Raw genomic sequence first — 25,005 nt, 5'->3', positions numbered from 1 at the left:
GGCGGGGCGTCAGGCCGAGCGCAGGGCCTTGTCCTCGTCGGGCATGAGGATCCACAGCACGATGTACGCGAGCACCTGCGGGCCGGGGATGAGGATCGACGCCACGGAGAGCACGCGGACGAGGCCGCGGCTCCAGCCGAGGTAGTCGGCCAGGCCGGCGCAGACGCCGCCGAGCACCCGGCCGTGCTTGGGGCGGAACAGCTTGCGCCTCGGGGCGGGAGCGGGCTGGGGATACGGGGTCGGGGTCGGTGTGGTCATGCTTCGACCGTACGAGCGGCGCCGCGCGCTCGGTATCGGGTTCTCCCCCCGTTCGACCCTGAGCGACCCTGACCCACGGCGGCGGGCCCCGGAGCGTCAGTCGGCGACGGCGGCCGCCACCCGCCGCTGGGAAGCCCGGGCGAACGCGGGCCACCGATCCCAGTAGTAGGGGAGAGCGATCACGCCCTGCACCAGCACCCAGCCGCGCCCGCGGTCCCACGCGCCGTCGTCCAGGGCGCCGCCCGGCCCGGCGCCGGACGCCTCGCGGAAGGCGTCGCGGTCGCGGCCGGCGAACAGCCACCACGCCGGCGGGAGGTCGGCCGCCGGGTCGCCCACGCCGAGCGCGCCCCAGTCGATGACGGCGGTGAGCCGGCCGCCGTCGGCCAGCAGGTTGCCGGGCATGAGGTCGCCGTGCAGCCAGGCGCCGGGCACGGGGTCGGACGCCGCCTCCAGGGCGCGGTCCCAGGCCCTGAGGACCGCGGGGCCGTCGACGCGGTCGCCGGCCTCGGCGGTGGCGCTGTGCACCGCGTCGTCCAGGCGGGCGAGCGGGACGCCGCGGCCCGTGCCCTCCTTGACCGGTCCGTCCGTCGGGTCGACGGCGCGCAGCGCGGAGACGAACGCGCCGAGGTCGGTTGCGGCGCGAGGCAGGTCGAGGTTCGGCACCGCCTCGGGGTCGAGCGGGTCCGACGTCGCCGCGCCCGGCACCCACGGCACGACCGACCAGTGGAACGGGTAGGCGTCGTCGGGCACGCCCACCGCGAGGGGCGCCGGGACCGTCAGCGGCACGTGCGGGGCCAGGCGCGGCAGCCAGCGCGCGTCGGCGAGGGCGTGCTCGCCCGCCCAGCCGACCTTCGGCATCCGAGCCACGAGCCCGTCGCCCAGGCGGAACAGCAGGTGGTCCGTGCCGGACTCCCGCACCGGAGACACTGGCAGCGACCCCCACCGCGGGTGCTGCGTCGCGACCAGGCGGCGGACGTCGTCGGCGGTGACGGAGACCTCGTCGTCGTGCAGGGGCATGGCGTCGACCGTAGGTGCGCGCCGGTCGCCGCGGCCAGGTGATACTCGGGGCATGCGACGGACGACGGCGGTGCTCAGGTCGGCGTGCACGGCCGTGCTGGCGCTCGCGGCGACGGCGTCCTGCGCGGCCGGGCAGGCGGCCTCGTCGTCCGCCCCGACCGGCATGACGCCGTCGGTCGCCCTGCCGCCCACGAGCGGCACCTTCGACTACCAGCTCGGCGGCGCGTACGACGAGGTGGCGGGCGCATCGATCGACGTCGTCGTGCGCGACGCGACGGCCGAGCCTCTGCCCGACGCGTACAACCTCTGCTACGTCAACGGCTTCCAGACGCAGCCCGACCAGGCGGACCTGTGGGCGGACCACCAGGACCTCCTGCTGCACGACGCCGACGGCGAGCTCGTCGTCGACCCGGACTGGCCCGACGAGCACGTGCTCGACCCGTCCACGGAGGAGCAGCGCGACGGCATCCTCGAGGTGCTGGGGCCCGTGGTGACGGGGTGCGCGGACGACGGCTTCGACGCCGTCGAGCTCGACAACCTCGACACGTGGACGCGGTTCGACGCGATCGACGAGGCGGGCGCCCACGCGCTGGCCCGCGCGTACGTGGACCTCGCGCACGACGCCGGGCTCGCCGTCGCGCAGAAGAACGCCGCCGAGATCACGCAGGTCGCGAGGGACGACCTCGGGTTCGACCTCGCCGTCACGGAGGAGTGCGCCGCGTGGGACGAGTGCGCCGCCTACACGGACGTCTACGGCGACCACGTGCTGCAGGTCGAGTACCCGGACGCCCTGGAGGAGGCGGGCCTGACGTTCGACGACGTGTGCGCCCTGGACGACCGCGCTCCGCTCACCGTCCTGCGCGACCGGGACCTCGTCGCCGCCGATGAGGACGGGTACGTGTACGACGCGTGCTGAGGCGAGGAGCGCGCGGTCACACCGGGCTGAGCTCGTCGGCCGGAGCCGGGCGGGGAGCGCGGAGACGGCGGCGGAGGAGCGCCCAGGCGACGCCGATGGAGATCAGCAGCACGATCGTGGCCCAGTAGCTTGTCTCGGTGCCGAACTCGCCACCCGACGTGATGCCGTCGGCTCCGTCGGTCGAGACGAACCGAAAGATGCTGTAGTCGCGTCCCTCGCCGCTGACCGCGAGGCCCAGGACGTTCCCCTGCACGAAGTTCCAGCCTGCGTGGACACCCATGGCGACCCACAGGGACCCCTGCTGGAGCACGATGAGCGCGGCCAGCACCCCGAACAGCGTGATGTTGAGCTTGCCCAGGAGATTCCCTCCGGGGTGCACGAACGCGAAGAGCGCAGCGAGGAAGACGATCGCGAGCCAGGAGGGCCACGAGAAGAGGTGACGCTGGAGCAGGAAGCCACGGAAGACGATCTCCTCGCTGCTGCCCTGGATCAGCCAGATCGGGACCGTCGCGACCACGATCCCCAGTGCCGCGGCACCCTGCACCGACGTGGGACTCCCGGCGCCGGTCACCAGGGCGCCCGAAACCATCGCCGGGGCGGCGGCGAGCGCGATGAGCGCGCCCCCGAGGATGAATCCGAGCAGGAGCTTGAGCCAGCCGGACCGGTCACGAAAACCGAGCGACGAGACCGGACGCTTCTCGACGAAGGCGACCCACAGGAAGATGACGACGATCGGCCACACGTCGGTCAGCGCCTCGACGACCTGTGAGGTGAAGCTCGTCATCTCCTCGGCGGTGCCGGTCGCGAGGCGGAGCCCGGCGCCGATGATGATCTGCACGCCGAACACCGCCACCAGGATGCCGATGACGTAGGTCAGAAGGATGGGTGTCCGGCGCCTTCCTTCCGTGATGGCCTGTACCCACGGGAGGGATCGGATGAGTGCCATGGTCGAGCCCTTCTCGCCGGCCGGGCGGCGCGGCGGTCCTCCGTCCGCGCGGCGACGGCTCCGGGCCGGGTGCGACGCTCCGGCGCGCTGACGCTAACCCGGTGCCGTCGCGACCGCGCGGCGAGCCCGCAGGTGGGGCGCCGGTCACCCTCGTGACCGCCGGGTCCTCCGGCCGGTCACCAGCCGTTCGGGCTGAGCACCTTGCGGATGCGCTTCTCGCTGACGGCGCCGTCGGTGCCGAGCTGCTGGGCGAACAGGGAGACGCGCAGCTCCTCGATCAGCCAGCGCACGTCGGCGAGCTCCGCCGCGCGGGCCGGGTCGGCGGGGCCGGCGGCGTAGGCGGCGCGGGCCTTGTCGTAGGCCTCGGTGACGTCGTGCACGCGCCAGGCGAGCTCGGCGTCGCGCGCGGGGTTGGTCTGCGCCTTCTCCAGCCGGTACGACGCGGCGCGCAGGTAGCGCACCAGGTGCGGCACGCGCCGCGGGGGTGTCTGCGCGACGAATCCGTCGTGGATCAGCCCGGCGACGTGGTCGCGGACGTCCTGCAGCGTGTTGAGCAGGGCCAGCGACGACGACGCGCGCACCTCGCCCTCCACCGTGCGCCACGCGGTCAGCGCGGCGACGACGTGCCCGACGACCCGGTGCACCTCGTCCTCCAGGTGCCGTCGCACGAACTCGCGCGCCGCCGTGTACGACTCGGCGTCGCGGATCTGTACAGCGACCGGGCCGCCCGTCGGGGTGCCGGGCGCCTTCTCGGCGTCCGGGCTGGTCAGCGCGATGACGGCGGCGAGCTGGAGGTCGGCCACGAGCGCCTCGGTGTTGCCGTACGGCGCGGCCGCGAGCGTCAGCGACTGCTTCGACGTCCAGCGCGACGTGATGCGGCCCGGCTGCAGCGCCGTCTCCGCCAGCAGCAGACGGCGCACCCCGCGCGCGTGCGCGGCGTCGCGGCCGGACGCGTCGGCGAGCACGCGCAGCGCGACCGACGGTTTGCGCTTCGCGTCCTCCTCCTCGACCAGGGCGGGGTAGCCCTTGACGACGACCCCACCGCCGAGATCCGTGGACACGGCGTCCGGCAGCCGCCCGTCGGGCAGCTCGTCCGGCCACGTCGTGAGGGCCGTCCGCTCGGGGACGACGGCGGTCGAGCCGCCGGTCGCGGATGGTGCAGGGGCGCGGGGCGCAGGCTTGCCCGGGGCAGGCGCGGCCGCTGCGGTCGGCGGCGCGCCGGCGGTGCGTCGCGCCTCCTCCAGAGCCAGCCCGACGGCGCCCTTCACGGCCGCGCGGACGGCCGCCTCGGCCTGCGCGGCGAGGCGCCTCTGCAACGACAGCAGGTCCTTGGACTCGTCGAGCGGGGTGGGGGCAGGTCGCCTGGCCTTGCTCCTGCCACGGCCCTTGCCCTTCGGCGTGCCCTTCGCCGTGTCCTTCGAGCCCGCGGGTGTTGCGTCCTCGACCCGGAACGTCATGCGCAGGTGCGCGGGCAGCCGCTCGACGCGCTCGGCGTCCCACACGTCGTCGGGGATGACGACGTCGCGCAAGGCGCGGACGGCGCGCGAGAACGCGACGTGGAAGGGCTCGGCCATGTCCCCGGCGCGGGTCATGTCCTCCCACGCCGGCGTGTTCTCCCGCAGCCAGCCGGCGACGGCGCGGCCCACGTCGGGGGCGGGCACGAGCTGGACGCGCACGGCCTTGGGCAGCGACTTGATGGTGGCGACGCACAGCTCGTCGAGCAGGCCAGGCACCATCCAGTCGAAGCCCTCGGGCGCCACCCGGTTGAGGATCGACAGGGGGACGTGCACGGTGACGCCGTCGGCCGCCGTCCCGGGCTGGAACTGGTACGTCAGCGGCAGCGTGACCTCGCCCTGCGTCCACGTCTCCGGGAACTCGGACGTGTCCACGGCGTCCGCGTCGACCAGCTGATCGAGCGTGAACGTCAGCAGGTCCGGCGTCTCGCGCTGCGCCGTCTTCCACCACCGGTCGAAGTGCGCGGCGCTGACGACGTCGTCGGGCACGCGCTCGTCGTAGAACGCGAACAGGTCGTCCTCGGAGGCGACGAGCCCGCGCTGGCGCGAGCGGGCCTCGAGCTCCTCCGCCTCGGCGAGCAGGCGCCGGTTCTCGGCGAAGAACCGGTGATGGGTCGTCCACTGCCCCTCGACGAGGGCGTGCCGCACGAACATCTCGCGCGCGGCCTCCGGGTCGACCTTCGCGTAGAGCACGGGGCGGTCGGCGACGATCGGCACGCCGTACAGGAGCACCTTCTCGGTGGCCATGGCCGCGCCCTGCTTGGTGGACCAGTGCGGGTCGGAGTAGGTGTGCTTGGCGAGCGGGCCCGCGAGCTCCTCGGCCCACTCGGGCTTGATGCGGGCGACGTCGCGCGCCCACAGGCGGGACGTCTCGACGAGCTCGCCGGCCATGATCCACTCCGGCGGCTTCTTGCTCAGCGGCGAGCCGGGGAAGATCGCGAACCGGGCGCCGCGCGCGCCCACGTACTCGTTCCGGGCGCGCTTGGCGGCCTGCCGCAGCGCGCGGGCGCGGGCCTCGCCGCGCAGGTGCGCCACCGACGATGCCTTGATCTCGCCGGTGTCCTGCATGCCGATCTGGCTGAGCAACCCGGCCAGCAGCGACCGGTGGATCGTGTCGTCGTCCCAGGTGAGCCGGTGGTCCACGGAGTCGTCAGGCTCCGCGCCGGGGATACCACGCGCTGGTCCTGACAACTCGCGAGGCTGGTAGCGCATGTCGATGCCGAGCGGCTTGGCCATCTCGCGCAGCTGCGCGACGACGTCCTGCCACTCGCGGATGCGCAGGAAGTTCAGGTACTCCGCCTTGCACATCCGGCGGAACGCCGAGGAGCCCATCTCGTGCTGCTGGCCGCGCACGTACTCCCACAGGTTGAGCGCCGTGAGGAAGTCCGACTTCTGGTCCGTGAAGCGGGCGTGCAGCTGGTCGGCCTGCGCGCGGGACTCGGCGGGGCGCTCGCGCGGGTCCTGGATGGACAGCAGGGCCGCGATGATCGCGACCTCGCGCGCGACGCCGCGCTTCGCGCCCTCGATGATCATGCGCGCCAGGCGCGGGTCCATCGGGAGCTGCGCCAGCGTGCGCCCCACGTCGGTCAGCCGCGTCGCGCCGTCTGTCGTCTCCAGCGCGCCCAGCTCGGAGAGCAGCTGCACGCCGTCGCGCACGGCCCGCGTGTCCGGGGGTTCGACGAACGGGAACTTCGCCACGTCGTCGGGCGTCGTGACGACGCCGACGCTGATCATCTGCAGCAGCACGGACGCGAGGGACGTGCGCAGGATCTCCGGTTCGGTGAACTCGGGCCGGCCGAGGAAGTCCTCCTCGGAGTAGAGGCGGATCGCGACGCCGTCCGCCACGCGGCCCGAGCGCCCGGAGCGCTGGTTGGCCGACGCCTGGCTGACCGGCTCGATCGGCAGCCGCTGCACCTTGGTCGCCTTGGAGTAGCGCGAGATGCGCGCCGTGCCCGGGTCGACGACGTAGTGGATGCCCGGCACCGTCAGGGACGTCTCGGCGACGTTCGTCGACAGCACGATGCGGCGGCCGGGGTGCGACTGGAAGACGCGGTGCTGCTCGGCCGCGGACAGCCGCGAGTACAGCGGCAGGATCTCGACGAAGTCGGGCCGCTTGGCGTCGCGCACCCGGTCCTTGAGGTGGCCCTCCAGGGCGTCCTCGGCGTCGTGGATCTCCCGCTCGCCGGACAGGAACACGAGGATGTCGCCTGAGCCCTCGCGCATCAGCTCGTCGCAGGCCTCGACGATGCCCGTGACCAGGTCCTTCTCCTCGCCCTTCTTCTTCGCCGGCGCGTCCGGGTCCGTGTCGGGGGACAGAGGTCGGTACCGGATCTCGACCGGATACGTGCGGCCCGTGACCTCGACGACGGGCGCGGCGTCGGGCAGGACGTCGACCACGGCCTCGGGGGCCCCGCCGACCTCGGCGAGGTGCGACGGCGAGAAGTGCGCCGCGAAGCGCTCCGAGTCGATCGTCGCCGACGTGATGACGAGCTTGAGGTCCGGGCGGCGGGGGAGCAGCCGCGACAGGTAGCCGAGCAGGAAGTCGATGTTGAGCGACCGCTCGTGCGCCTCGTCGATGACGATCGTGTCGTAGGCGAGCAGGTCCGGGTCGCGCTGGATCTGGGCCAGCAGGATGCCGTCCGTCATGACCTTGACGAGCGTCTCGTCCGACGACTGGTCGGTGAACCGCACCTGGTAGCCCACGACGCCGCCCAGCTCGGTGCCGAGCTCCTCCGCGACCCGCTCGGCGACGCTGCGCGCCGCGATGCGCCGCGGCTGCGTGTGCCCGATCTGGCCCTTCCGGCCGCGGCCCAGCTCCAGCAGGATCTTGGGCAGCTGCGTCGTCTTGCCCGATCCCGTCTCGCCCGCGACGACCACGACCTGGTGGTCACGGATCGCGGCGGCGATGTCCTCCCGACGCGCCGAGACCGGCAGCTGCTCGGGGTAGACGATCGGCGGCACCTCGACGGCGGCGCGCCGGGCGGCGGCCTTCTCGAGCTGCTCGCGGCTGACGCGGCGCGGCCCCGCCTGCCGGGGGCCGCGGCCCTGCCCGCGACCGTTCCCCCGGCCCCGCCCTCGGCCCCGGCGGTGCGCCCGGTCCTGGGGACGACGCGCACCGCCGTCGTCCGACGACGACTGCGGTGCGGGGCTGGGCTCGGTGCTCACGACGTCCCATTCTCTCAACCCCGGCAAGGTGATTCGTGCGCGACCGCCGCACCGGCCCCGCAGCCGACCGCGACATCACCGGGAGGGGGCCCGGTGAGGCGCACGGGCGAGGCGACGAACAGCCCCACCGCGAGGAGCGCCAGCACGGTCCCGCCGGCGCACCACCGGGTCATGACGACCGCCGTCCGGGCCCGCAGCGCGCGGCGCGCGAGGGCGACGACGCCGACACCGGCCAGGCCGCCCGCGGTGTTCACGACGACGTCGGTGGCGTCGGAGCTCCCGAGGGCCAGGGCGTACTGGGCGACCTCCAGCGCCAGGCTCGCGCCCGCGAGCACGGCCGCCGCGCGCCACACGGCCACGACGGCGCGAGGAGCCCGAGATAGAGGCCGAAGGGCAGGAAGAGCAGGAGGTTCAGGGCGACCTCGACGGGGTCGCTGGCGCCCGCCTCGGCGGTGGCGGCGAACGGCACGAGCTTCACGACGCGCAGCGCGCCCCCGCCGACCCACGGCGTCCCGAGCCTCCACAGCACGAGCCACGTGAGGACCACCAGGTACACCGCGAACAGCAAGGAGAGGAGGAGACGCCGGCGCGGCGCGGGGGCGGGGGAGACGGAGGTCATCGGCCCAGTCCACCGGCCGCCGTGTTGCGGGAGCGTATGCGGGAGGCGGTCACCGCCGTGGGCGCACGCTCGACGCGCGGACCGTGAGCGTGGGGTCGAGCAGCAGCCGGTGCGTGGGACGGCGGTCGCCCTCCGTGAGCCGGCCGACCATCGTCTCCACGGCCAGCCGGCCCACGTCGTACGTCGGCGGCCGGACGGCGGTGAGTGGCGGGTCGCCCAGCTCGGCGACCTCGTCGTCGTACGCGACGATCGCGAGGTCGTCGGGCACGCGGACGCCCTGGTCCTGGCAGTACTGCGCGAAGGTCAGCGCGAACGGGTCGGAGTGCAGCAGCAGGGCGGTGGTGCCGGTGCGGCGGATCTCGGCGAGGGTCGACGCGAGCCGCTCCGCCCGGCCCGGGCGGTCGAACCCGTCGCTGTGCCCCACGACCTGCTCTGCCGGGTCGATCCCGAGGGCGCGCAGCGCGTCGCGCCACCCGCGGCCCAGGGCGCGGGACGTCGTCGTGCCCGCGATCGACAGCAGCCCGATGCGCCGGTGACCCTGGGCGTGCAGGTGCCACACCGCCGTCGCCGCGCCGGACGCGTGGTCGGACACCACCCACTCCAGGTGCCGGAACGGGCTGATCTCCGGCGGCCGCCGGTCGGCGAGCAGCACCGGCGTGCCCAGCCGGTCGAGCCAGCCGAGCAGCTCTCCGACGTGCGGTCCGTCCAGCGTCGGCGTCACGACGAGGCCGTCCACCCCCGACTCGGCGAGGCGCCGGCACTGCTGCCGGTCCTCGTCGGGGTCGTAGGCGGTGGTGCGGATCACCAGCCGCACCCCGGCGCGCGCGGCGGCGGCCCGGGCGCCGGCGACCACCCGGGGGAAGTAGTAGTCGAGCTGCGGGACGACGAGGCCGATCGTCAGGCGTGAACCGCGCGCGGCGGGTTCGGGGGCGAGCGCCGGGGCGACGCCCGCGGACGGCTCCGGCAGCGCGGCGCCGCCGTGCACGCGGACGAGGAGCCCCTTGGCGGCGAGGGCGTTCACGTCACGCCGCACCGTCATCGCGGACACGCCCAGCTGGGCGGCGAGCGTGGCGACGGCCACGGTCCCGTGCGTGCGCAGCTCCCGCATGACGTGCTCACGCCGCACGGTGCCGAATGCTGGGCCGGGCGCTGGGTCGGGCGCGGGTGCCACCGGTGCCTCCTCGGGCCGGAACTGCGTGTTCGAGTCTGTTCATTTCTAGCCGACGACGCCGTCTCGGGGCGGTCGCCGTCCGACACTCGTGCCCGTCCGCGCCGACGAACAGGAATGGTGATGGCCGTGCGAACGCACACGAAGGAACCGGCGACGACCGAGCTCGACCGGAGCGCGCTCGACTTCACGCCCTGGCGGTTCTGGTCCGACGCCGACGAGGAGCGGCGCGACCGCCAGCTCGCCCTGCAGGCGGAGCTGGGCCGGGAGCGGGGCTACGTCCTGGGCGAGCGGTGCTTCGTGTCCGAGCTGGCCTCGGTGACGAACGACGTCCTCGAGCTGGGCGACCGCACGTACGTGGCCGCCGGCGCCTACGTCAGCGGGACCCTGCGGGCGGGCCGCGACTGCAGCCTCAACCCGTACACGGTCGTGCGCGGCGACGTGCGCCTCGGCGACGCCGTCCGGATCGGCTCGCACACGTCCGTGCTCGGCTTCAACCACTCCATGGAGCCGGACACCGAGGTGCACCGGCAGCCGCTCACGTCGACGGGGATCACCGTCAGCGACGACGTGTGGATCGGCTCGCACGTCGTCGTGCTCGACGGCGTCACCGTGGGGGACAAGGCCGTGCTGGCGGCGGGCGCCGTCGTCACCAAGGACGTGCCCGCCGGCGCGGTCGTGGGCGGCAACCCGGCGCGCCTGATCCGCTGGCGGGTGCCCCCGGCAGCCGGGACGGCCGACGTCGGCGGCCTCGCGCAGGCGGTGCGCGACCTCGGCGCCACGGCGCGCGAGCAGGCGCGGGCGCTGCTCGACCGGTGCTGGGACCCCGCGACCGGCCTGTTCGTCGACGCCCCCGGCAAGGCCCCGACCGTCCGGGCCCAGTGCGACGCCGTCGAGATCGCCGACCTGCTGCTCGGCGCCGCGCCCCCGCAGCTCACGCCCGAGGAGCAGGTCGAGCGGCTGAGGTCCTGGCAGGACCCGGCCACGGGCATGGTGGGGGAGCTCGGCGCCGACCTCGAGCCGGTGCCGCCGCGGCCGGGGCTCTTCGACCCGGCCGCCGACTATCACGTCCTGTCCGTCGGGTACGCGCTGGACCTGCTCGGCAGCGCGTTCGAGCACCCGGTCGCCGTCGTGGCGGACGCGACCCCGGCCGACGTGATCCACGGCCTGGAGCGGCAGGACTGGCGCACGGGCGCCTGGTCGGCCGGCCACTGGGTCGACGTCCTCGGCACCGCGATGCACTGGAACGCCCGCGCCGGCGTCGCCGGTGCCCCGGGGGCGCAGGAGGCGCTGCTCGGGTGGCTGCTCACGCACGCGAGCCCGCGCACGGGCCTGTGGGGCATGCCGGGCGGGCCCGACGGGCTGCTCCAGGTCGTCAACGGCTACTACCGGGCGTCGCGGGGCACGTTCGCGCAGCTCGGGCTGCCCGTGCCGCACCCGGAGCGGGTGGTCGACACGGTGCTGGAGCACGCCCGCGACCCGAGGTTCTTCCGGCCGGAGCGGCAGAACGCGTGCAACGTGCTCGACGTCGCCCACCCCCTGTGGCTCACGCGCGGGTCGGGCCACCGCGGCGACGAGGTCGTCGAGCTGGCGCGGGGCCTCCTTGGGCAGGCGGTGCGCCGCTGGTCGTCCGGCGCGGGCCTCGGCTTCCAGGCCCCGCACCCCTCCACCGCCGGGACCTCGGCGACGGCGCCCGGGCTGCAGGGCACGGAGATGTGGCTCGCGATCGTGTGGCTGCTCGCCGATCTCGCGGGCCTGGCCGGCGAGCTCGGCTACCGCCCGCGCGGGGTGCACCGGCCCGAACCGGCGGGTCTCCTCGTGCCGGCGTGACACGACCGGGTCACCGGCGCGGCGGCGCCGTGGTCGCCCTCGTGTGCAGCTGCGGGCTGAGGACGACCCGCTGGGCCGGGCGGTCCGGGTCCGCGAGCCGCTCGGCGACGAGGCGGACGGCGGTGCTGCCGACGGTCCGGCGCGGCGGCCGGACCGCGGTGATGGGTCGCGGCGCGATGGCCGCGACCTCGTCGTCGTAGGCGATGACGGACAGGTCCTCGGGGACGGAGATCCCGCGCTCGTCGCACCGCTCCAGCAGGGCGATCGACTCGGGGTCGGCGTGCACGAGCACGGCGGTGGACCGGGCGTCGAGGAGGGCGTCGAGCGCGCGGTCGATCGACTCGCGGCTGCCCGGCTCGTTGTACGTGACGAGGTCGAGCTCCGGGCCCTCCGGCAGCGCGAGGTCGCGCACGCCGGCCTGCCACCCCTCCCGCAGGGCGGCCGTCGTCGGGCTGGTGCGCGACGCGAGGGCGATGCGACGGTGTCCGAGGCTCGCGAGGTGCTCGACGGCGAGACCGGCGCCCAGCGCGTGGTCCGTGACGACCGACTCCAGCAGGGCGTGCTGCGTCGGCCGCCGCGGGGTCCGTTCGAGCAGGACGACGGGGGTGCGGAGCCCCGTCAGCCACGTGGCGAGCTCGCCACCGTCCGGCTGGTCGATCGCGGGGGCCGTGAGCACCGCGTCCACGCCGATGTCCTCGACCAGCCGCTGGATCTGGCGGCGGTCCTCGTCGATCCGGTAGCTGGAGACACCGAGCACGAGGCGGATGCCGCGCTCCTCGGCGGCGGCCCGCGCACCGCTGAGGACCCCGGGGTAGTAGTAGTCGATCGAGGGCACGACGATGCCGATCGTCGTGCCGTCCTGGCGGTGCGCGAGCCGCTCGTGCTCCCCCTGCTCCCCGTGCGCCGCCTCCGGTCGGGCGTCGGCGGTGAGCGACACCCCGCCGTGCACCCGCTGCACCAGGCCCTGCTCGGCGAGCTGGGCGACGTCGCGCCGGACGGTGACGGGCGTGACCCCGAGCCGGTGGGCGAGGGCGCTGAGCCGGGCGGAGCCCTCCCGGCCGAGGATCCCGAGGATCTGCTCACGGCGCTCGCTGGCCAGGGCGGGTGCGGTCACGGTGGGTCCTCCGGGTCGGGCGACGTCAGCGGGGCCGACGAATGATCGATTCTGATCGTACAGGAGCGAGTCCAGGTCTTGACAGGACGGAAACGCTCCGGTTCACTCGTCGATCGTGATCGCATGAGCGATCCGAACGCACTATTCGATCGCAGTCGATCGGAATCAGACATGCCGCGACGGGGTCGTCGCGGCCGAGGAGGTAGGCGTGGTCCCACGCGAGCACGACGTCGTGGTCCTGATGAGCCGGCACACCTTCGGGCTCCAGTTCCACGCGCCCCAGGTGGAGCGGCTGCGCGCGCTCGCCCGCGTCGGTGACCCGATCGTGCTCGACGAGCTCGACAGCGCCGAGGCCCGGCGTCGCCTGGCGACCGCCGACGTCCTGCTCACCTCGTGGGGCGCGCCCGCGCTCACCGTCGAGCACCTGGACGCCGCGCCGCGGCTGCGCGCCGTGCTCCACGCCGCGGGCAGCGTGCGCGACCTCGTCCCGCCCGAGGCGTGGGACCGGGGGATCCGGGTGACCACGGCCGCCGAGGAGAACGCCCGCCCCGTCGCCGAGTTCGCCCTCGCCGCCATCATCTTGGCGGGCAAGGGCGTCCCCGCGGTCGCGGCCCGCGCCGGCGCCACCCCGCGCGGGTGGCGGCTGCACGACGACCTGTCCAACCGCGGCCGGACGATCGGCGTCGTCGGCTTCTCGCGCATCGGCCGCCGGGTGACCCGCCTGGTCCAGGAGGTCCTCGAGCCCGGAGAGGTCCTCGTCAGCGACCCGACCGTCACCGCCGAGGAGGTGGCGGCCGCCGGCGCCCGGCTGGTCGGGCTGCCCGAGCTCCTCGCGAGCGCCGACGTCGTCAGCCTGCACGCCCCGGCGCTGCCGTCGACCCGCCACCTGGTCGGGGCCGCCGAGCTCGCCCTCATGCGGGACGGCGCCACCCTGATCAACACGGCCCGCGGGTCGCTCGTCGACACGGCGGCGCTGGAGCGCGAGTGCGTCACGGGCCGCCTGCAGGCGCTGCTCGACGTCACCGACCCCGAACCGCTGCCCGTCGGCTCGCCCCTCATGGCGCTGCCGAACGTCCTGATCACCCCGCACGTGGCCGGCTCGCTCGGCTCGGAGGTGCGGCGCATGAGCGACGCGGCCCTCGGGGAGCTCGAACGCTTCGTGCGGGGCGAGCCCCCGCTCTCTCCCGTCCACCGTGAGCACCTGGAGGTCAGCGCATGAGCACCGAGCCGACACCGCGCATCGAGACCCGTGCCGACCTCGCCGGCCTCGCCGACCGGATGCTGCGCGCGGCCCGCGCCCACGGCTCGCCCGGCCACGCCCGGATCACGCTGCCGGGGGACCCCGGCGGGTACGGCACGGACGTCGACGGTCTCGAGGGCTTCGCCCGCACGCTGCTCGTGGCCGGGTTCCGGCTCGCGGGCTCGCGCGGCGAGGACCCCGACGGCCTGGCCGAGTGGTACGCGGCGGGCTTCGACGCCGGGACCGACCCGGCGTCGCCCGAGCGCTGGGTGCGCCCCTCGGAGCACGGGCAGGCGAAGGTCGAGGCCGCGTCCCTGGCGCTGGTGCTGGACCTGACGCGCGAGCAGCTCTGGGACAGGCTGAGCCCCGCGGTGCAGGAGCGCGTCGTCGACTACCTGTCCGAGGTGGTCGGCGACCGGACCTACCCGGCGAACAACTGGCTCTGGTTCCGCATCACCGTCGAGACGTTCCTGCGCTCCGTCGACGGCCCGTGGTCCCGCGAGGACGTCGAGGAGGACCTGGCCCGCCACGACTCGTACTACCGCGGCGACGGCTGGTATGCCGACGGCGCGAGCCGCGCCTTCGACCACTACTCCGGCTGGGCGATGCAGCTGTACCCCGTGCTGTGGGCGCGGATGCGCGGCGCCGAGGACCTCGCGGCACCGCGGCGCGCGACCGACGTCGAGCGCCTGGACCGTTACGTCCAGGACGCCGTGCGCCTCGTGGGCGCCGACGGGTCGCCGCTGGTCCAGGGGCGCAGCCTGATCTACCGCTTCGCGTCCGCGGCCCCGTTCTGGGCCGGCGCGGTCGCGCGCGTCCCGTCGACGCCGCCCGGCCTGCTGCGCCACGCGGCGCTGAGCACGGTGGACCACTTCGTCTCGCGGGGCGCCCCGGGCCCCGACGGCCTGCTCTCGATCGGCTGGTACCGGCCGTGGCGCCCGCTCGCGCAGTCCTACTCGGGCACCGGGTCGCCGTACTGGGCGGCCAAGGGCCTGCTCGGTCTGGCGCTGGACGAGGACGACCCGGTGTGGACGGCCCCGGCGGAGCCGCTGCCCGTCGAGGAGACGGACACGCTCACCGCGGTCGCGCCGGCCGGCTGGATCGTCTCCGGCACCGCCACAGACGGACTCGTGCGCGTCGTGAACCACGGCACCGACCACGGCGTCGAGGGGGAGGCCGGCTCCGACTCCCCGCTGTACGCCCGGTTCGGGTACTCCACGGCGACGTTCCCCCTGCTCGACCGCGAGTCCTGGTCGGCCCCGCTGGACCAGGCCGTCGTCCTGCTCGACGAGCACGGCCGCCCGACGCACCGGACCGGGATGCGGTCGGACGCCCCGCGGATCGACGGCGAGGGCCGCGACGCCGTGGGCGTCGTCGCCTCGGGCGGGCCGGTCCACCGGGTCGACGAGGACGAGTCGCGGGGGCTCGGCATCGGGCACGCCCTCGGCGTGCCGGGCACGCCGCGCCCCGTCGGCGAGCTGCGCGTGGTCTCCCTGGTCCGCGGGCCGTGGGAGGTCCGCCTCGTGCGGGTGGAGAGCCTCGAGCCCGCCGCCGGCGCCACACCGACGCTCCGGGTGGGCGGGTGGCCGGTGTCCGGGGACGACGCCGCCCCGGCGACCGCCGCTCCCGACGAGGCCCGTCCCGGCACGGTCGCCGCGAGCGCCGGCGAGGTGACGTCCGTCCTGGCGCCCGTCCTCGGGGCCTGGCAGTCCGGCGTCGCCACCCGGGCCGACGCGTCCCCGCTCGGACCGGCCGCCGTCCCGTGGGCGGCCCGGCCCGCCGAGACCGGGGCCTGGTCCGGGGTGCTGCTCGGGCTGTCCGCGGCCCCTGTCGCGCCCGGGCCGGCCCACGTGGACCTGGACGGCACCGTCGTCCGTGTCACCTGGCCCGACGGCCGCACCACCCGGCACGACCTGGCCCCCGGGACGTCGCCGGACCTCCCCGGGCACCGCCGCCCGTGACCCGCACCACCGATCGCATTCGAAGGAGAATCGACATGAAGCGCCCCCTCACCGCGACCGCAGGCATCCTTGCCGTCGCCCTGACCCTCACCGCGTGCGGCGGCTCCGACTCCGCCGCCGACGCGGACGGTGTCGTCGACCTGACCCTCGGCACCTGGGCCCTCAGCAACGCGCCCGAGTTCCAGCTCCTCGTCGACGAGTTCAACGCGTCGCACGACGACGTGGAGGTCTCGATCCGGGAGTACGACACCGACAACTACGAGACGCAGATGACGGCCGACCTCGCGGCCGGCGCGGCGCCCGACCTCTACGCCCAGAAGACCGTGTCGGCGTTCGTCACCTACCAGGCCGGCGGTCAGCTCGTGGACGTCTCCGACGTGGCGGACGGCCTCGACGAGAACGTCACCGGCCTCGGCTCGTGGCAGGTCGACGGCAGCACGTGGGCCGTCCCGTTCCGGCAGGACTCGTGGTTCCTCTTCTACAACAAGGACCTGTTCGAGAAGGCGGGGGTCGACGCCCCCGACGGCACCTGGACCTGGGACGACTACGCCGAGGCCGCGCAGGCGCTGAGCGACGCGGGTGACGCCGACGGCGCCTACCAGCACGTGTGGCAGGCCGCGCTCCAGGGCTTCGCCACCAACCAGACGCCGGGCGCCGACCTCCTGTCGGGCGACTACGGCTACCTCGAGCCGTACTACGAGCGCGCCCTGGCGATGCAGGACGCGGGCGCCCAGGTGGACTACGGCACCGCGACCACGAACAGCCTCACCTACCAGGCGCAGTTCGGGAAGCAGAAGGCCGCCATGATGCCGATGGGCAGCTGGTACGTCGCGATGCTGCTCGCGCAGCAGGCCGACGGCGAGGCCGACGACTTCGCGTGGGGGCTCGCCCCGGTGCCGCAGTACGACGAGAGCACGCTCGAGGAGCCGGTGACGTTCGGCGACCCGACCTCCATCGGGATCAACGCCGCCGTCGACGAGGGCAAGCTCGACGCCGCCAAGGAGTTCCTCGGCTTCATCGCGAGCGAGGACGCCGCCGTGGCCCTCGCGGCGACCGGGATCACGCCGGCCTACCAGTCCGACGCCGTCACCGAGGCGTACTTCGGTGCGGAGGGTGCGCCCGAGGACGAGCTCTCCCGCCAGACGTTCCAGGTGCACGACACGCGCCCCGAGAACCCCGTGCACCCGAAGATCGCGACGGTGCAGACCATCCTGGGCGACCTGCACTCGGCCGTGATGTCCGGGAGCACCTCCGTCGACGACGCCATCGCCGAGGCGGAGCAGCGCGCGGCGAACGAGGCCGGCATCACCGGCTGACCGGATGCAGCGGGGGGCCGGTCCGCCGGCCCCCCGCGCTCTCGAAGGAGCTTCCCATGGCGACCACGACCTCTCCTGCCGCCCCGGCGCCGACGCCGGTCCGCGGTGCCCGGCGCCCCGGCGCCCGGCTCAAGCGACGCAACGCCCTCATCGGCTGGACGTTCGTCCTGCCGAACTTCCTCGGGTTCGCGATCCTCACCCTGATCCCCGTGATCGCGGTGTTCTACCTGTCCCTCACGGGATGGAACGTCTTCGGCAAGGCGCCCTGGGTCGGGCTGGACAACTACACCCGGTTGCTGAGCGACGCGAGCTTCCACCGCGCCCTGCTCAACACGCTGTACTACTCCGGGCTGCACATCCCGCTCACCCTGGTGGCCTCGCTCGGGCTCGCGCTCCTGCTCAACCAGAAGCTGCGGGGCGTGGCGTTCTTCCGGACCGCGGCGTTCTTCCCGTACATCACCTCGATGGTGGCCATCGCCGTCGTGTGGAACATGCTGTTCAGCCCCGAGTCCGGCCCGATCAACCAGTTCCTCGCCCTGTTCGGGATCGAGGGACCGGGCTGGACGACGTCGGCCACCTGGGCCATGCCCGCCGTGGTGATCGTCAGCGTCTGGCGCGAGATGGGCTACTTCATGGTGCTCTTCCTCGCCGGCCTGCAGACGATCCCGCGGGAGCTGTACGAGGCCGGCCGCATGGACGGCGCGGGCGCGTGGCAGCGGTTCTGGAACATCACGCTGCCGTGCCTGCGGCCCACGATGTTCTTCGTCACCGTCATCCTCACCATCGGCAGCCTCAAGGTGCTCGACCTCATCCTGCTGATGACCGACGGCGGGCCCGGCCAGTCCACGCTCGTGCTGTCCCAGTACATCTACAAGAAGGGCTTCGTCGAGAACGAGTTCGGGTACGCCTCGGCGGTCTCGGTGGCCCTGTTCCTCCTCTGCCTGGCCGTGACCGCCGTGCAGTTCGTGATCAACCGAAGGAGGCAGGACTGATGTCGACGACGACCGAGGTCCGGCGCCCGGCCCCCGCCGCCACGCCCGCCGTCCCCGCCACCCCGTCCCGCACGCGTCCCGGCGTCGGCCGCGTGCTGGCGCACGTGGCGCTGGTGGTCGCCGCCGCGGCCGTCCTGCTGCCGTTCGTGTGGATGGTGATCTCGTCGCTGAAGGAGAACAACAGCGTCTTCACCGTGCCGATCCAGTGGGTCCCGGACCCGGTGGTCTGGCAGAACTACGTCGAGATCTGGCAGAAGTCCGACATGGCGACGTGGATCAAGAACACGCTGATCCTGTCGGTGGGCGTGACGTTCCTGCAGGTGCTCACGGGCAGCTTCGCCGCCTACGGGTTCTCCAAGACGCGGTTCCCGGGGCGCGACGCCCTGTTCCTGCTCTACGTGGCCACCATCGCGGTGCCGTGGCAGGCGTACATGATCCCGCAGTTCGTCATGCTGTCGAAGATGGGCCTGTCGAACACGCTGTGGGCCATGCTCGCGCTGCAGACGTTCAGCGCGTTCGGCGTGTTCCTCATGAAGCAGTTCTACGAGACCGTGCCGGAGGAGCTGTCGGAGGCGGCGCGCATCGACGGCCTGTCGGAGTACGGGATCTGGCGGCGCATCATGGTGCCGCTGTCCGTCCCGGCGATCGCCAGCCTGGTGCTCATCACGTTCACCAACACGTGGAACGACTACCTCGGGCCGCTGATCTACCTGCGCAGCCCCGACCTGTGGACGCTGCAGATCGGTCTGAAGACGTTCATCGGCCAGTACAACGCCGACTACGCGCTGATCATGGCCGGCTCGGTGATCTCCGTGCTGCCGATCGCGATCGTCTTCCTGCTGGGCCAGCGGTACTTCATCGAGGGCATCGCGACCAGCGGGCTGAAGGGGTGACGGCCGGATGCGCGCCCGCACGCTGCTCTCGCACGCGACCCTGACGACGGTCTTCGAGTTCGCCTACGTCGTCCTGGCGACGAACGGGCTCCTGGCGCTGTCGTCGCTCCCGCTGCTCGTGCTCCTGGTGACGACCGACCCCCTGGCGTCGTGGCCGGCCCTGGCCGTCGCGCTCGCGCTCGCGTTCCCCGGCGTCGCCGCGGCGATGACGGTGTTCCGCGAGTTCTCCGCGCAGGGCCGGATCGGCGTCGTGCGGACGTACCTGCGCGCCCTGCGGGACTCCGGTGTCCGGGCGGCGGCCCTCGGGGCGATCGTCGGCGCGGTCGGCGTGGTGGTGGTCGTCGACGCGGTGGGGCTCTGGGGGCAGCGGCTGGGCGCCGTCGTGATCCCCGTGCTGGTGGTGCTCGTCGCGCTGACCCTCGTCTGCGCCCCGGTGGCGCTGGTGCTCGTGGTGGACCGGCCGGGGCTCGGGTGGCGTGCCGTGCTGAGCGCGACGTTCTACCTGGGCGTGCGCCGGTGGTACCTCGGCGCGCTCAGCGTGGTGAGCCTGCTGACGCTGGCGGGCGCGTTCGCCCTGCGGCCCGCGCTGGCCGTCGGCGTGCTCGCCGCGCCGCTGCTCTACGTGGTCTGGGCGAACTCGCGCCACGTGGTGCGGTCCGCGGACCGGGAGCCGCCCGTGCGGAACCGGGACGGAGGACTGATCGTGGACGCCTGACCCCGGGCCGCGTCAGGCCTTGCGGGCCGAGCAGCGGAAGCGGACCTGGGTGACGTCGACCGGGCCGGCGCGGTGCAGCTCCGCGAGCCGCTCGGCGTGGTCGGCGGGGTCGAACCCGGGCACCGTCCACGGTGTGAGGGCGAGGTACGTGACCACCGCCTCGACGTCGGCGAAGCGGAGCCGGCCGCGCCACTCGTCGGCGACGTCGACCGTCAGCCCCGCCCGCTCCAGGTCCGGGCGCGCGCGGTCCAGCCGGACGTCCGGATAGAGAGCCTCGCCGCCGAACCAGTCGCGGAGCTCGGCCGTGTCGCGCCCGTCCACCTGCTGCGTGAGGAACACCCCGCCCGGGGCGAGGACGCGCGCCACCTCGGCGGCGTCGTACGACTCGTGCCGCGCCATGAGGAGGTCGACCGAGCCGTCGGCGAACGGCAGCGAGGGCTCCGCCTCGGCGTCGTACGCCACCACCGGCACGCCGTACGGGGTGAGCCTCTCGCGCGCGACGGGCTCGTTCGGCTCCCACCCCTCCGTCGCGACGACCGAGGGCGCACACCCCGCAGGCAGCCGGTCCAGCAGCGCCGACAGGCGTTCGCCCCCGCCCGTGCCCAGGTCGACGGCGCGGCGCGCGCGCCGCAGCGCGTCCAGGGAGTCCGCCTCGAAGTCCCACGGAGGGTCGTCGGAGGTCGTCGAGCCCGCGAGGACGGCGAAGTCCCAGCCGACCATCGTGGTGCGGCGATGCACGTCGGACAGCGCGGCCACGAGGTCGTCGGCGAGGTCGTCGGCACGGTCGTCGATCATCCGGCGAGGCTAGCTGCGGGCGGCCGCGAGCGCGCTGCCATGTCCCCGGTAGCGTCGGCCCCGCCGAGAGTCGGGCAGAATTAGGAGGTCATCGATGCGCGTCGCCGTCCTGGACGACTACCAGCGGGTCGCCCACCGCTTCGCGGACTGGGGGAGCCTGGGGGCCGAGGTCGACTTCCTCGACCGTCCGCTGCCCGACGACGACGCGGTCGCCGCGGCGCTCGCGGGCTACGACGTCGTCGTCGCCCAGCGGGAGCGGACGCCCTTCACCGCGGCCCGGCTGGCTCGGCTGCCCGACCTGCGGCTGCTGGTGACGACCGGGCGGCAGAACGCGGCGATCGACCTCGACGCGGCCCGAGGGCTCGGCGTCGTCGTGTGCGGCACCGAGTCGCCGGCGAACGCGACGCCGGAGCTCACGTGGGGCCTGATCCTCGCCGTCCTGCGGCACGTGCCGGCCGAGGACCGTGCGATGCGCGACGGCGGCTGGCAGCACACCGTCGGCGGCGACCTGGAGGGGCGGCGGCTGGGCGTCGTCGGGCTCGGGCGCCTCGGCGCGCGGGTGGCGCGGGTCGGGCAGGCGTTCGGGATGGACGTCGTCGCGTGGAGCCAGCGCCTCGACCCCGCGACGGCCGAGGAGGCCGGGGTGCGCGCCGTCGCCAAGGACGAGCTGTTCGCGACGTCCGACGTCGTCACCGTGCACTACAAGCTCAGCGACCGCAGCCGCGGGATCGTCGGCGCCGACGACCTGGCGCGGATGAAGCCCACCGCGGTGCTCGTCAACACCTCGCGCGGTCCGCTCGTGGACACTGACGCCCTGCTGGCGGCGCTGCACGACGGCCGGATCGGCGGGGCCGGGCTCGACGTGTTCGACGTCGAGCCGCTGCCCGCCGACCACCCGCTCCGGTCCGCCCCGCGCACCGTGCTGACACCGCACCTCGGGTACGTCACCGAGGCCACCTACCGGACGTTCTACGGCCAGGCGGTCGAGGACGTCGCCGCGTGGGCGGCGGGGACCCCGCTGCGGGTGCTCGCCTGAGCGCCCTCGGCGCGGGTCAGACCGACAGGCCCGCGTTCCCGTAGGTGGTCGTCGAGAGGAAGGCGAACATCCCGCCGAACACGGCGAGCACCGTGAAGAGCACGTACAGCACCCACAGTGCCGTGAAGGCGATGGACAGCCACAGCCCCCACTTGCCGAGCGTGTTGGGGTAGCCGACCTTCTTCGACTCCGACAGGGCCATCGCGGACACGACGATCCCTGCGGGCGCGACGATGAACGCGAGGACGAACCCGACGATGCCCATCGTCTTGCCGGGTGGCTCGGGCGCGTAGGCGGGGTACGGGTAGCCCGCCTGCGGGTAGGGCGTCTGGGCGTACGGCGCCTGCGGGTAGCCAGGCTGGGCGTAGCCGGACTGCGGGGAGCCGGGCTGGGCCTGGTCCTGCGGGGTCTGCTGCTGGTACGGCTCGCCGGCCGGGTACGGGTCGCTCACCGGACCAGTGTCGTCGACCGACGTCAGGTCGCGCCAGCCTCGTCAGCCGTCAGCCGCTCGGTCGTAACGCTCGGCCAGCACACGCAGGTGCTCGACCAGCTCGGGCGGCTCGGTCACGTGGAAGTCGAGGCCCAGCAGGCCGATCCAGACCGCGACGACCTCCACGCGGTCGCCGCCGGTGACGAGCACGCTGCGGCCGTCGGGGAGGGGCTGCACCGTTCCCACCGCCGGGTTGATCCGGTCCAGGACCTCCTGCGCCGGCGCGTCGACCACGATGCGGGCGTGGAAGGCCCACCCCGCCCGCGCCACCTCCTGCACGACGAACGTCGTGAGGTCCCCCGGGAAGTCCTCCGGGGTGAACCGCGGGCCGCCGGGAGTCCGCAGCCGCAGCCAGTCGACCCGGTAGGGCGCCCAGGTGCCGGACGCCGGGTCGCGCGCCACGAGGAACCACCGGTGCTGCCAGGCGACCAGGTGGTGCGGCTCGAGCTCGAGCGGCTCGTCCTGGTAGAAGCAACGCAGGCCCTGGTGGTCGCGGATCGCGGCGGCCAGCGCGGTGAGCTCCTCCGGGTCGACAGCGGGCTCGTCGGTGTACGGGCCGGTGTTGGCCGGCCCCGCCGTCGAGGCGGACCGGAGGGCCGCGACCTGCCGACGCAGGCGCTCCGGCAGCACCTGCTCGAGCTTGGTGAGCGCGGACTGCCCCGACTCCTCGAACCCCGCGGTGCCGGTCGCTGCCCGCAGGCCGACGGCGACCGCGACGGCCTCGGCGTCGTCGAGCAGCAGCGGGGGCAGCCGCGCGCCCGCGCCGAGCCGGTAGCGCCCGCCCGGGCCGCGGACGGCGTGCACGGGGTAGCCCAGCTCGCGCAGCCGCGCGACGTCGTTGCGCACCGTGCGGGCGGTGACGTCGAGCCGGTCGGCAAGCTCGGCGCCGGACCAGTCCTGCCGTGACTGGAGCAGCCCGAGCAGCGCCAGCAGCCGTGCGGAGGTGGAGGCCATCGCGACTCCCGGGATCGGGGGAAACTCGCCGGAACTCGTCGAGAATAACGGAAAGAAGCGTTCCTGAACCCTTCCTACGGTGGTCTCAGGAGCTGGGCGAGGGCCCGGCTCACGACCTCGGGAGACCGCCATGGACGTCACGACGCCCGCCACCACCCTGGAGCTCCGCCCCTTCCCCGTGCACGTGCCGCAGGCCGACCTCGACGACCTGCGCGAGCGTCTCGAGCGCACCCGCTTCGCCCCGGCCGCCCCCGGCGACTCCTGGGACTACGGCACGCCCGAGTCGTACCTTCGCGACATGGTCGCGCGGTGGAAGGACTTCGACTGGCGCGCGGTCGAGGACCGCGTCAACTCCTACCCCGGCTTCCTCGCGGAGATCGAGGGCCAGCCGATCCACTTCCTGCACGTGCGGTCGCCCCACCCGGACGCGACGCCGCTGCTGCTCGCGCACACCTACCCCGGGTCGGTCCTCGACTTCCTCGACATGATCGACCCGCTGGTCGACCCGGTCGCCCACGGCGGCCGCGCCGAGGACGCCTTCGACGTCGTCGTGCCGTCCATGCCCGGCTTCGGGTTCTCGACGCCGGTCGTCGGCGGGGACTGGACGATGGCCCGCGTCGCCCGGGCCTACGACACGCTGATGCGGGGCCTCGGCTACGCGTCGTACGGCATCCACGGCAGCGACGGCGGGGCGATGGTGTCGCGCGAGCTCGCCGTCATCGAACCCGAGGGCTTTCTCGGGGCGCACGTGCTGCAGCTCTTCTCCTTCCCGTCCGGCGCCGAGGGGGAGATGGACGGGTTCGGCGAGAAGGAGTTCGCCGCGCTCGGCCACCTGCAGTGGTTCCAGTCCGTCGGGGCGTACAACGTCATGAACGCGTCGCGGCCGCAGACCATGGCCGCGGGCCTCGCGGACTCGCCCGTCGCGACGCTGGCCTACCACGAGCTCTTCGAAAGCTTTGGCAACGGGACGTCGCTGGTGAGCCCGGAGCAGGTGCTGGCCCAGGCGACGCTGTACTGGGTGACCAACACCTACGCCACGGCCGCGCGGTATCACTACGCCGAGCAGCGCGCCGGCGCCGAGCCGGTCGTCAGCACCGGGCGGACCGGCGTGGCCGTCTTCCGGGACGACTTCCAGACGATCCGGGCCTTCGCCGAGCGCGACAACGCGCGCATCGAGCACTGGTCGGAGTTCCCGCGCGGCGGGCACTACGCCGCGCTGGAGGTGCCGGACGACGTCGTCGCCGACCTGCGGGCCTTCTTCGGCTGAGTCGTCGCCCGAACGCTGACCTCTCCCGTCGTCAATGACAGCAGTGCTAGCATTGCTGTCATTGACGACGGGAGACGTGCATGTCCACGATCACGGTGCGAGACCTGGACGACGAGGTGCGGCGCCGACTGCGGGTGCGCGCGGCGACGGCGGGCCGGTCCATGGAGGCAGAGATTCGCCTCATTCTCGCCGACGCCGTCCGGTCCTCGAGTGCGGTGGAACGCAGCCTCGGGGCATGGATCGCCGAGGAGCTCGGCGGCGTCGAGGACGACGAGCCAGGCCTCTTCGACGTTCGTCGTGACGACCGGGTCCGCCCGGTCGACCTGGACGAGGCCGGCGGCGTCGACCGGGACAGCACCGCGTGATCGTCCTCGACACCAATGTCCTGTCGGAACTGGCGCGGCGCGTGCCGGACCGTGCGGTGCTCGCCTGGTTCGAGGGGCGTGCGGCAGCAGACCTCTGTCTCAGCGCGGTGACGGTGGCCGAGATGGCCTACGGCGTGGCCCGACTTCCGTCGGGGCGGCGACGGAACGAGATCGCGGAGCGGGTGGAGCGCGTCATCGTCGGGTTCGGTGGCCGGGTCCTCCCGTTCGGCGAGGAGGCGGGTCGCGCCTTCGGCCCGATCGTCGCGGAGCGGGACCGCGCCGGCCGTCCCGTCGCGACCGCGGACGCGCAGATCGCGGCCATCTGCCGGGTCCATGACGCTGCGCTGGCCACCCGGAACGTCAGGGACTTCCTCGGCACCGGGGTGCGGGTCGTGGACCCGTGGACCGCGCCCATCGCGGGGCGTTCGTGATGT

General features: G+C 74.0%; 22 protein-coding genes. 12 read left to right on the top strand and 10 right to left on the bottom strand.

The window, feature by feature from the left end:
- Window positions 1-9 precede the first annotated feature (9 nt).
- Both ACH436_RS19310 and ACH436_RS19305 read right to left on the bottom strand, forming a co-directional pair.
- The gene (locus ACH436_RS19310) at window positions 10-258 is read right to left on the bottom strand and encodes a PspC domain-containing protein (RefSeq protein WP_430561825.1); all 249 of its coding nucleotides are present in this window, start codon (window positions 256-258) and stop codon (window positions 10-12) included.
- A 96-nt stretch (window positions 259-354) separates the two neighbouring features.
- Window positions 355-1,275 (bottom strand): aminoglycoside phosphotransferase family protein, encoded by a 921-nt coding sequence (locus ACH436_RS19305; protein WP_430561824.1) that lies wholly within the window; start codon window positions 1,273-1,275, stop codon window positions 355-357.
- Window positions 1,276-1,327: 52 nt separating this feature from the next.
- On the opposite strand from ACH436_RS19305, the gene ACH436_RS19300 reads away from it, so the two are divergent.
- On the top strand, window positions 1,328-2,191 hold the full coding sequence (locus ACH436_RS19300) for an endo alpha-1,4 polygalactosaminidase (protein WP_430561823.1): 864 nt from the start codon (window positions 1,328-1,330) through the stop codon (window positions 2,189-2,191).
- A gap of 16 nt (window positions 2,192-2,207) precedes the next feature.
- Here ACH436_RS19300 and ACH436_RS19295 read toward each other — a convergent pair whose 3' ends face one another.
- From ACH436_RS19295 to ACH436_RS19280, 4 genes are all read right to left on the bottom strand, one after another.
- On the bottom strand, window positions 2,208-3,137 hold the full coding sequence (locus tag ACH436_RS19295) for a lysostaphin resistance A-like protein (protein ID WP_430561822.1): 930 nt from the start codon (window positions 3,135-3,137) through the stop codon (window positions 2,208-2,210).
- A 176-nt stretch (window positions 3,138-3,313) separates the two neighbouring features.
- Window positions 3,314-7,816 (bottom strand): ATP-dependent RNA helicase HrpA, encoded by a 4,503-nt coding sequence (hrpA, locus tag ACH436_RS19290; RefSeq protein WP_430561821.1) that lies wholly within the window; start codon window positions 7,814-7,816, stop codon window positions 3,314-3,316.
- Window positions 7,817-7,830: 14 nt separating this feature from the next.
- Window positions 7,831-8,175 (bottom strand): VanZ family protein, encoded by a 345-nt coding sequence (locus tag ACH436_RS19285; RefSeq protein ID WP_430561820.1) that lies wholly within the window; start codon window positions 8,173-8,175, stop codon window positions 7,831-7,833.
- A gap of 309 nt (window positions 8,176-8,484) precedes the next feature.
- The gene (locus tag ACH436_RS19280; protein WP_430561819.1) at window positions 8,485-9,606 is read right to left on the bottom strand and encodes a LacI family DNA-binding transcriptional regulator; all 1,122 of its coding nucleotides are present in this window, start codon (window positions 9,604-9,606) and stop codon (window positions 8,485-8,487) included.
- A gap of 126 nt (window positions 9,607-9,732) precedes the next feature.
- Here ACH436_RS19280 and ACH436_RS19275 point away from each other — a divergent pair, with 126 nt between their 5' ends.
- Window positions 9,733-11,433 (top strand): acyltransferase, encoded by a 1,701-nt coding sequence (locus ACH436_RS19275; RefSeq protein ID WP_430561818.1) that lies wholly within the window; start codon window positions 9,733-9,735, stop codon window positions 11,431-11,433.
- A 10-nt stretch (window positions 11,434-11,443) separates the two neighbouring features.
- Here the strand turns inward: ACH436_RS19275 and ACH436_RS19270 are convergent, their stop codons facing one another.
- Window positions 11,444-12,547: a substrate-binding domain-containing protein gene (locus tag ACH436_RS19270; protein WP_430561817.1), complete on the bottom strand. Its 1,104-nt coding sequence runs from the start codon at window positions 12,545-12,547 to the stop codon at window positions 11,444-11,446.
- A 208-nt stretch (window positions 12,548-12,755) separates the two neighbouring features.
- Between ACH436_RS19270 and ACH436_RS19265 the strand changes: the two genes are divergently transcribed.
- The 6 genes from ACH436_RS19265 to ACH436_RS19240 are packed head-to-tail and all read left to right on the top strand — an operon-like array spanning window position 12,756 to window position 19,664.
- Entirely contained in the window at window positions 12,756-13,766 is a 1,011-nt protein-coding gene (locus tag ACH436_RS19265) for a hydroxyacid dehydrogenase (protein WP_430561816.1), read from the top strand.
- On the top strand, window positions 13,763-15,748 hold the full coding sequence (locus ACH436_RS19260; RefSeq protein WP_430561815.1) for a DUF2264 domain-containing protein: 1,986 nt from the start codon (window positions 13,763-13,765) through the stop codon (window positions 15,746-15,748). The genes ACH436_RS19265 and ACH436_RS19260 overlap by 4 nt, the downstream gene beginning before the upstream one ends.
- Before the next feature lie 35 nt (window positions 15,749-15,783).
- The gene (locus ACH436_RS19255) at window positions 15,784-17,064 is read left to right on the top strand and encodes an ABC transporter substrate-binding protein (protein WP_430561814.1); all 1,281 of its coding nucleotides are present in this window, start codon (window positions 15,784-15,786) and stop codon (window positions 17,062-17,064) included.
- 56 nt (window positions 17,065-17,120) lie between these two features.
- Window positions 17,121-18,056, top strand: coding sequence for a carbohydrate ABC transporter permease (locus ACH436_RS19250; RefSeq protein ID WP_430561813.1), 936 nt, complete (start codon window positions 17,121-17,123; stop codon window positions 18,054-18,056).
- Window positions 18,056-18,949 carry a carbohydrate ABC transporter permease gene (locus ACH436_RS19245; RefSeq protein WP_430561812.1) on the top strand — a complete coding sequence of 298 codons (894 nt, stop codon included), beginning with the start codon at window positions 18,056-18,058 and terminating at the stop codon, window positions 18,947-18,949. Before ACH436_RS19250 ends, ACH436_RS19245 begins: the two co-directional genes overlap by 1 nt.
- A gap of 7 nt (window positions 18,950-18,956) precedes the next feature.
- Window positions 18,957-19,664, top strand: a complete 708-nt coding sequence (locus ACH436_RS19240; protein ID WP_430561811.1) for a ferredoxin-NADPH reductase — start codon at window positions 18,957-18,959, stop codon at window positions 19,662-19,664.
- 12 nt (window positions 19,665-19,676) lie between these two features.
- Here ACH436_RS19240 and ACH436_RS19235 read toward each other — a convergent pair whose 3' ends face one another.
- Window positions 19,677-20,459 carry a class I SAM-dependent methyltransferase gene (locus tag ACH436_RS19235; RefSeq protein ID WP_430561810.1) on the bottom strand — a complete coding sequence of 261 codons (783 nt, stop codon included), beginning with the start codon at window positions 20,457-20,459 and terminating at the stop codon, window positions 19,677-19,679.
- Window positions 20,460-20,553: 94 nt separating this feature from the next.
- Here ACH436_RS19235 and ACH436_RS19230 point away from each other — a divergent pair, with 94 nt between their 5' ends.
- Window positions 20,554-21,495: a D-2-hydroxyacid dehydrogenase family protein gene (locus ACH436_RS19230; RefSeq protein ID WP_430561809.1), complete on the top strand. Its 942-nt coding sequence runs from the start codon at window positions 20,554-20,556 to the stop codon at window positions 21,493-21,495.
- Between the two features lie 16 nt (window positions 21,496-21,511).
- Here the strand turns inward: ACH436_RS19230 and ACH436_RS19225 are convergent, their stop codons facing one another.
- On the bottom strand, window positions 21,512-21,946 hold the full coding sequence (locus ACH436_RS19225; RefSeq protein WP_430561808.1) for a hypothetical protein: 435 nt from the start codon (window positions 21,944-21,946) through the stop codon (window positions 21,512-21,514).
- 42 nt (window positions 21,947-21,988) lie between these two features.
- Window positions 21,989-22,939, bottom strand: coding sequence for a helix-turn-helix transcriptional regulator (locus ACH436_RS19220; protein WP_430561807.1), 951 nt, complete (start codon window positions 22,937-22,939; stop codon window positions 21,989-21,991).
- A 130-nt stretch (window positions 22,940-23,069) separates the two neighbouring features.
- On the opposite strand from ACH436_RS19220, the gene ACH436_RS19215 reads away from it, so the two are divergent.
- The 3 genes from ACH436_RS19215 to ACH436_RS19205 all read left to right on the top strand — a co-directional run bounded on the left by ACH436_RS19215 (window position 23,070) and on the right by ACH436_RS19205 (window position 25,002).
- Window positions 23,070-24,206, top strand: a complete 1,137-nt coding sequence (locus ACH436_RS19215) for an epoxide hydrolase family protein (RefSeq protein ID WP_430561806.1) — start codon at window positions 23,070-23,072, stop codon at window positions 24,204-24,206.
- Window positions 24,207-24,286: 80 nt separating this feature from the next.
- Complete coding sequence (locus ACH436_RS19210; RefSeq protein WP_430561805.1) at window positions 24,287-24,571, top strand: FitA-like ribbon-helix-helix domain-containing protein; 285 nt, start codon at window positions 24,287-24,289, stop codon at window positions 24,569-24,571.
- Complete coding sequence (locus tag ACH436_RS19205) at window positions 24,568-25,002, top strand: type II toxin-antitoxin system VapC family toxin (RefSeq protein ID WP_430561804.1); 435 nt, start codon at window positions 24,568-24,570, stop codon at window positions 25,000-25,002. The genes ACH436_RS19210 and ACH436_RS19205 overlap by 4 nt, the downstream gene beginning before the upstream one ends.
- The last annotated feature ends 3 nt before the right edge of the window (window positions 25,003-25,005 follow it).

The sequence above is a fragment of the Isoptericola sp. NPDC019693 genome, assembly GCF_044389085.1.
GTDB lineage: Bacteria > Actinomycetota > Actinomycetes > Actinomycetales > Cellulomonadaceae > Isoptericola.
Note: the sequence above shows the minus strand (reverse complement) of the source record. Positions and strands in the feature narration are given on the sequence as shown.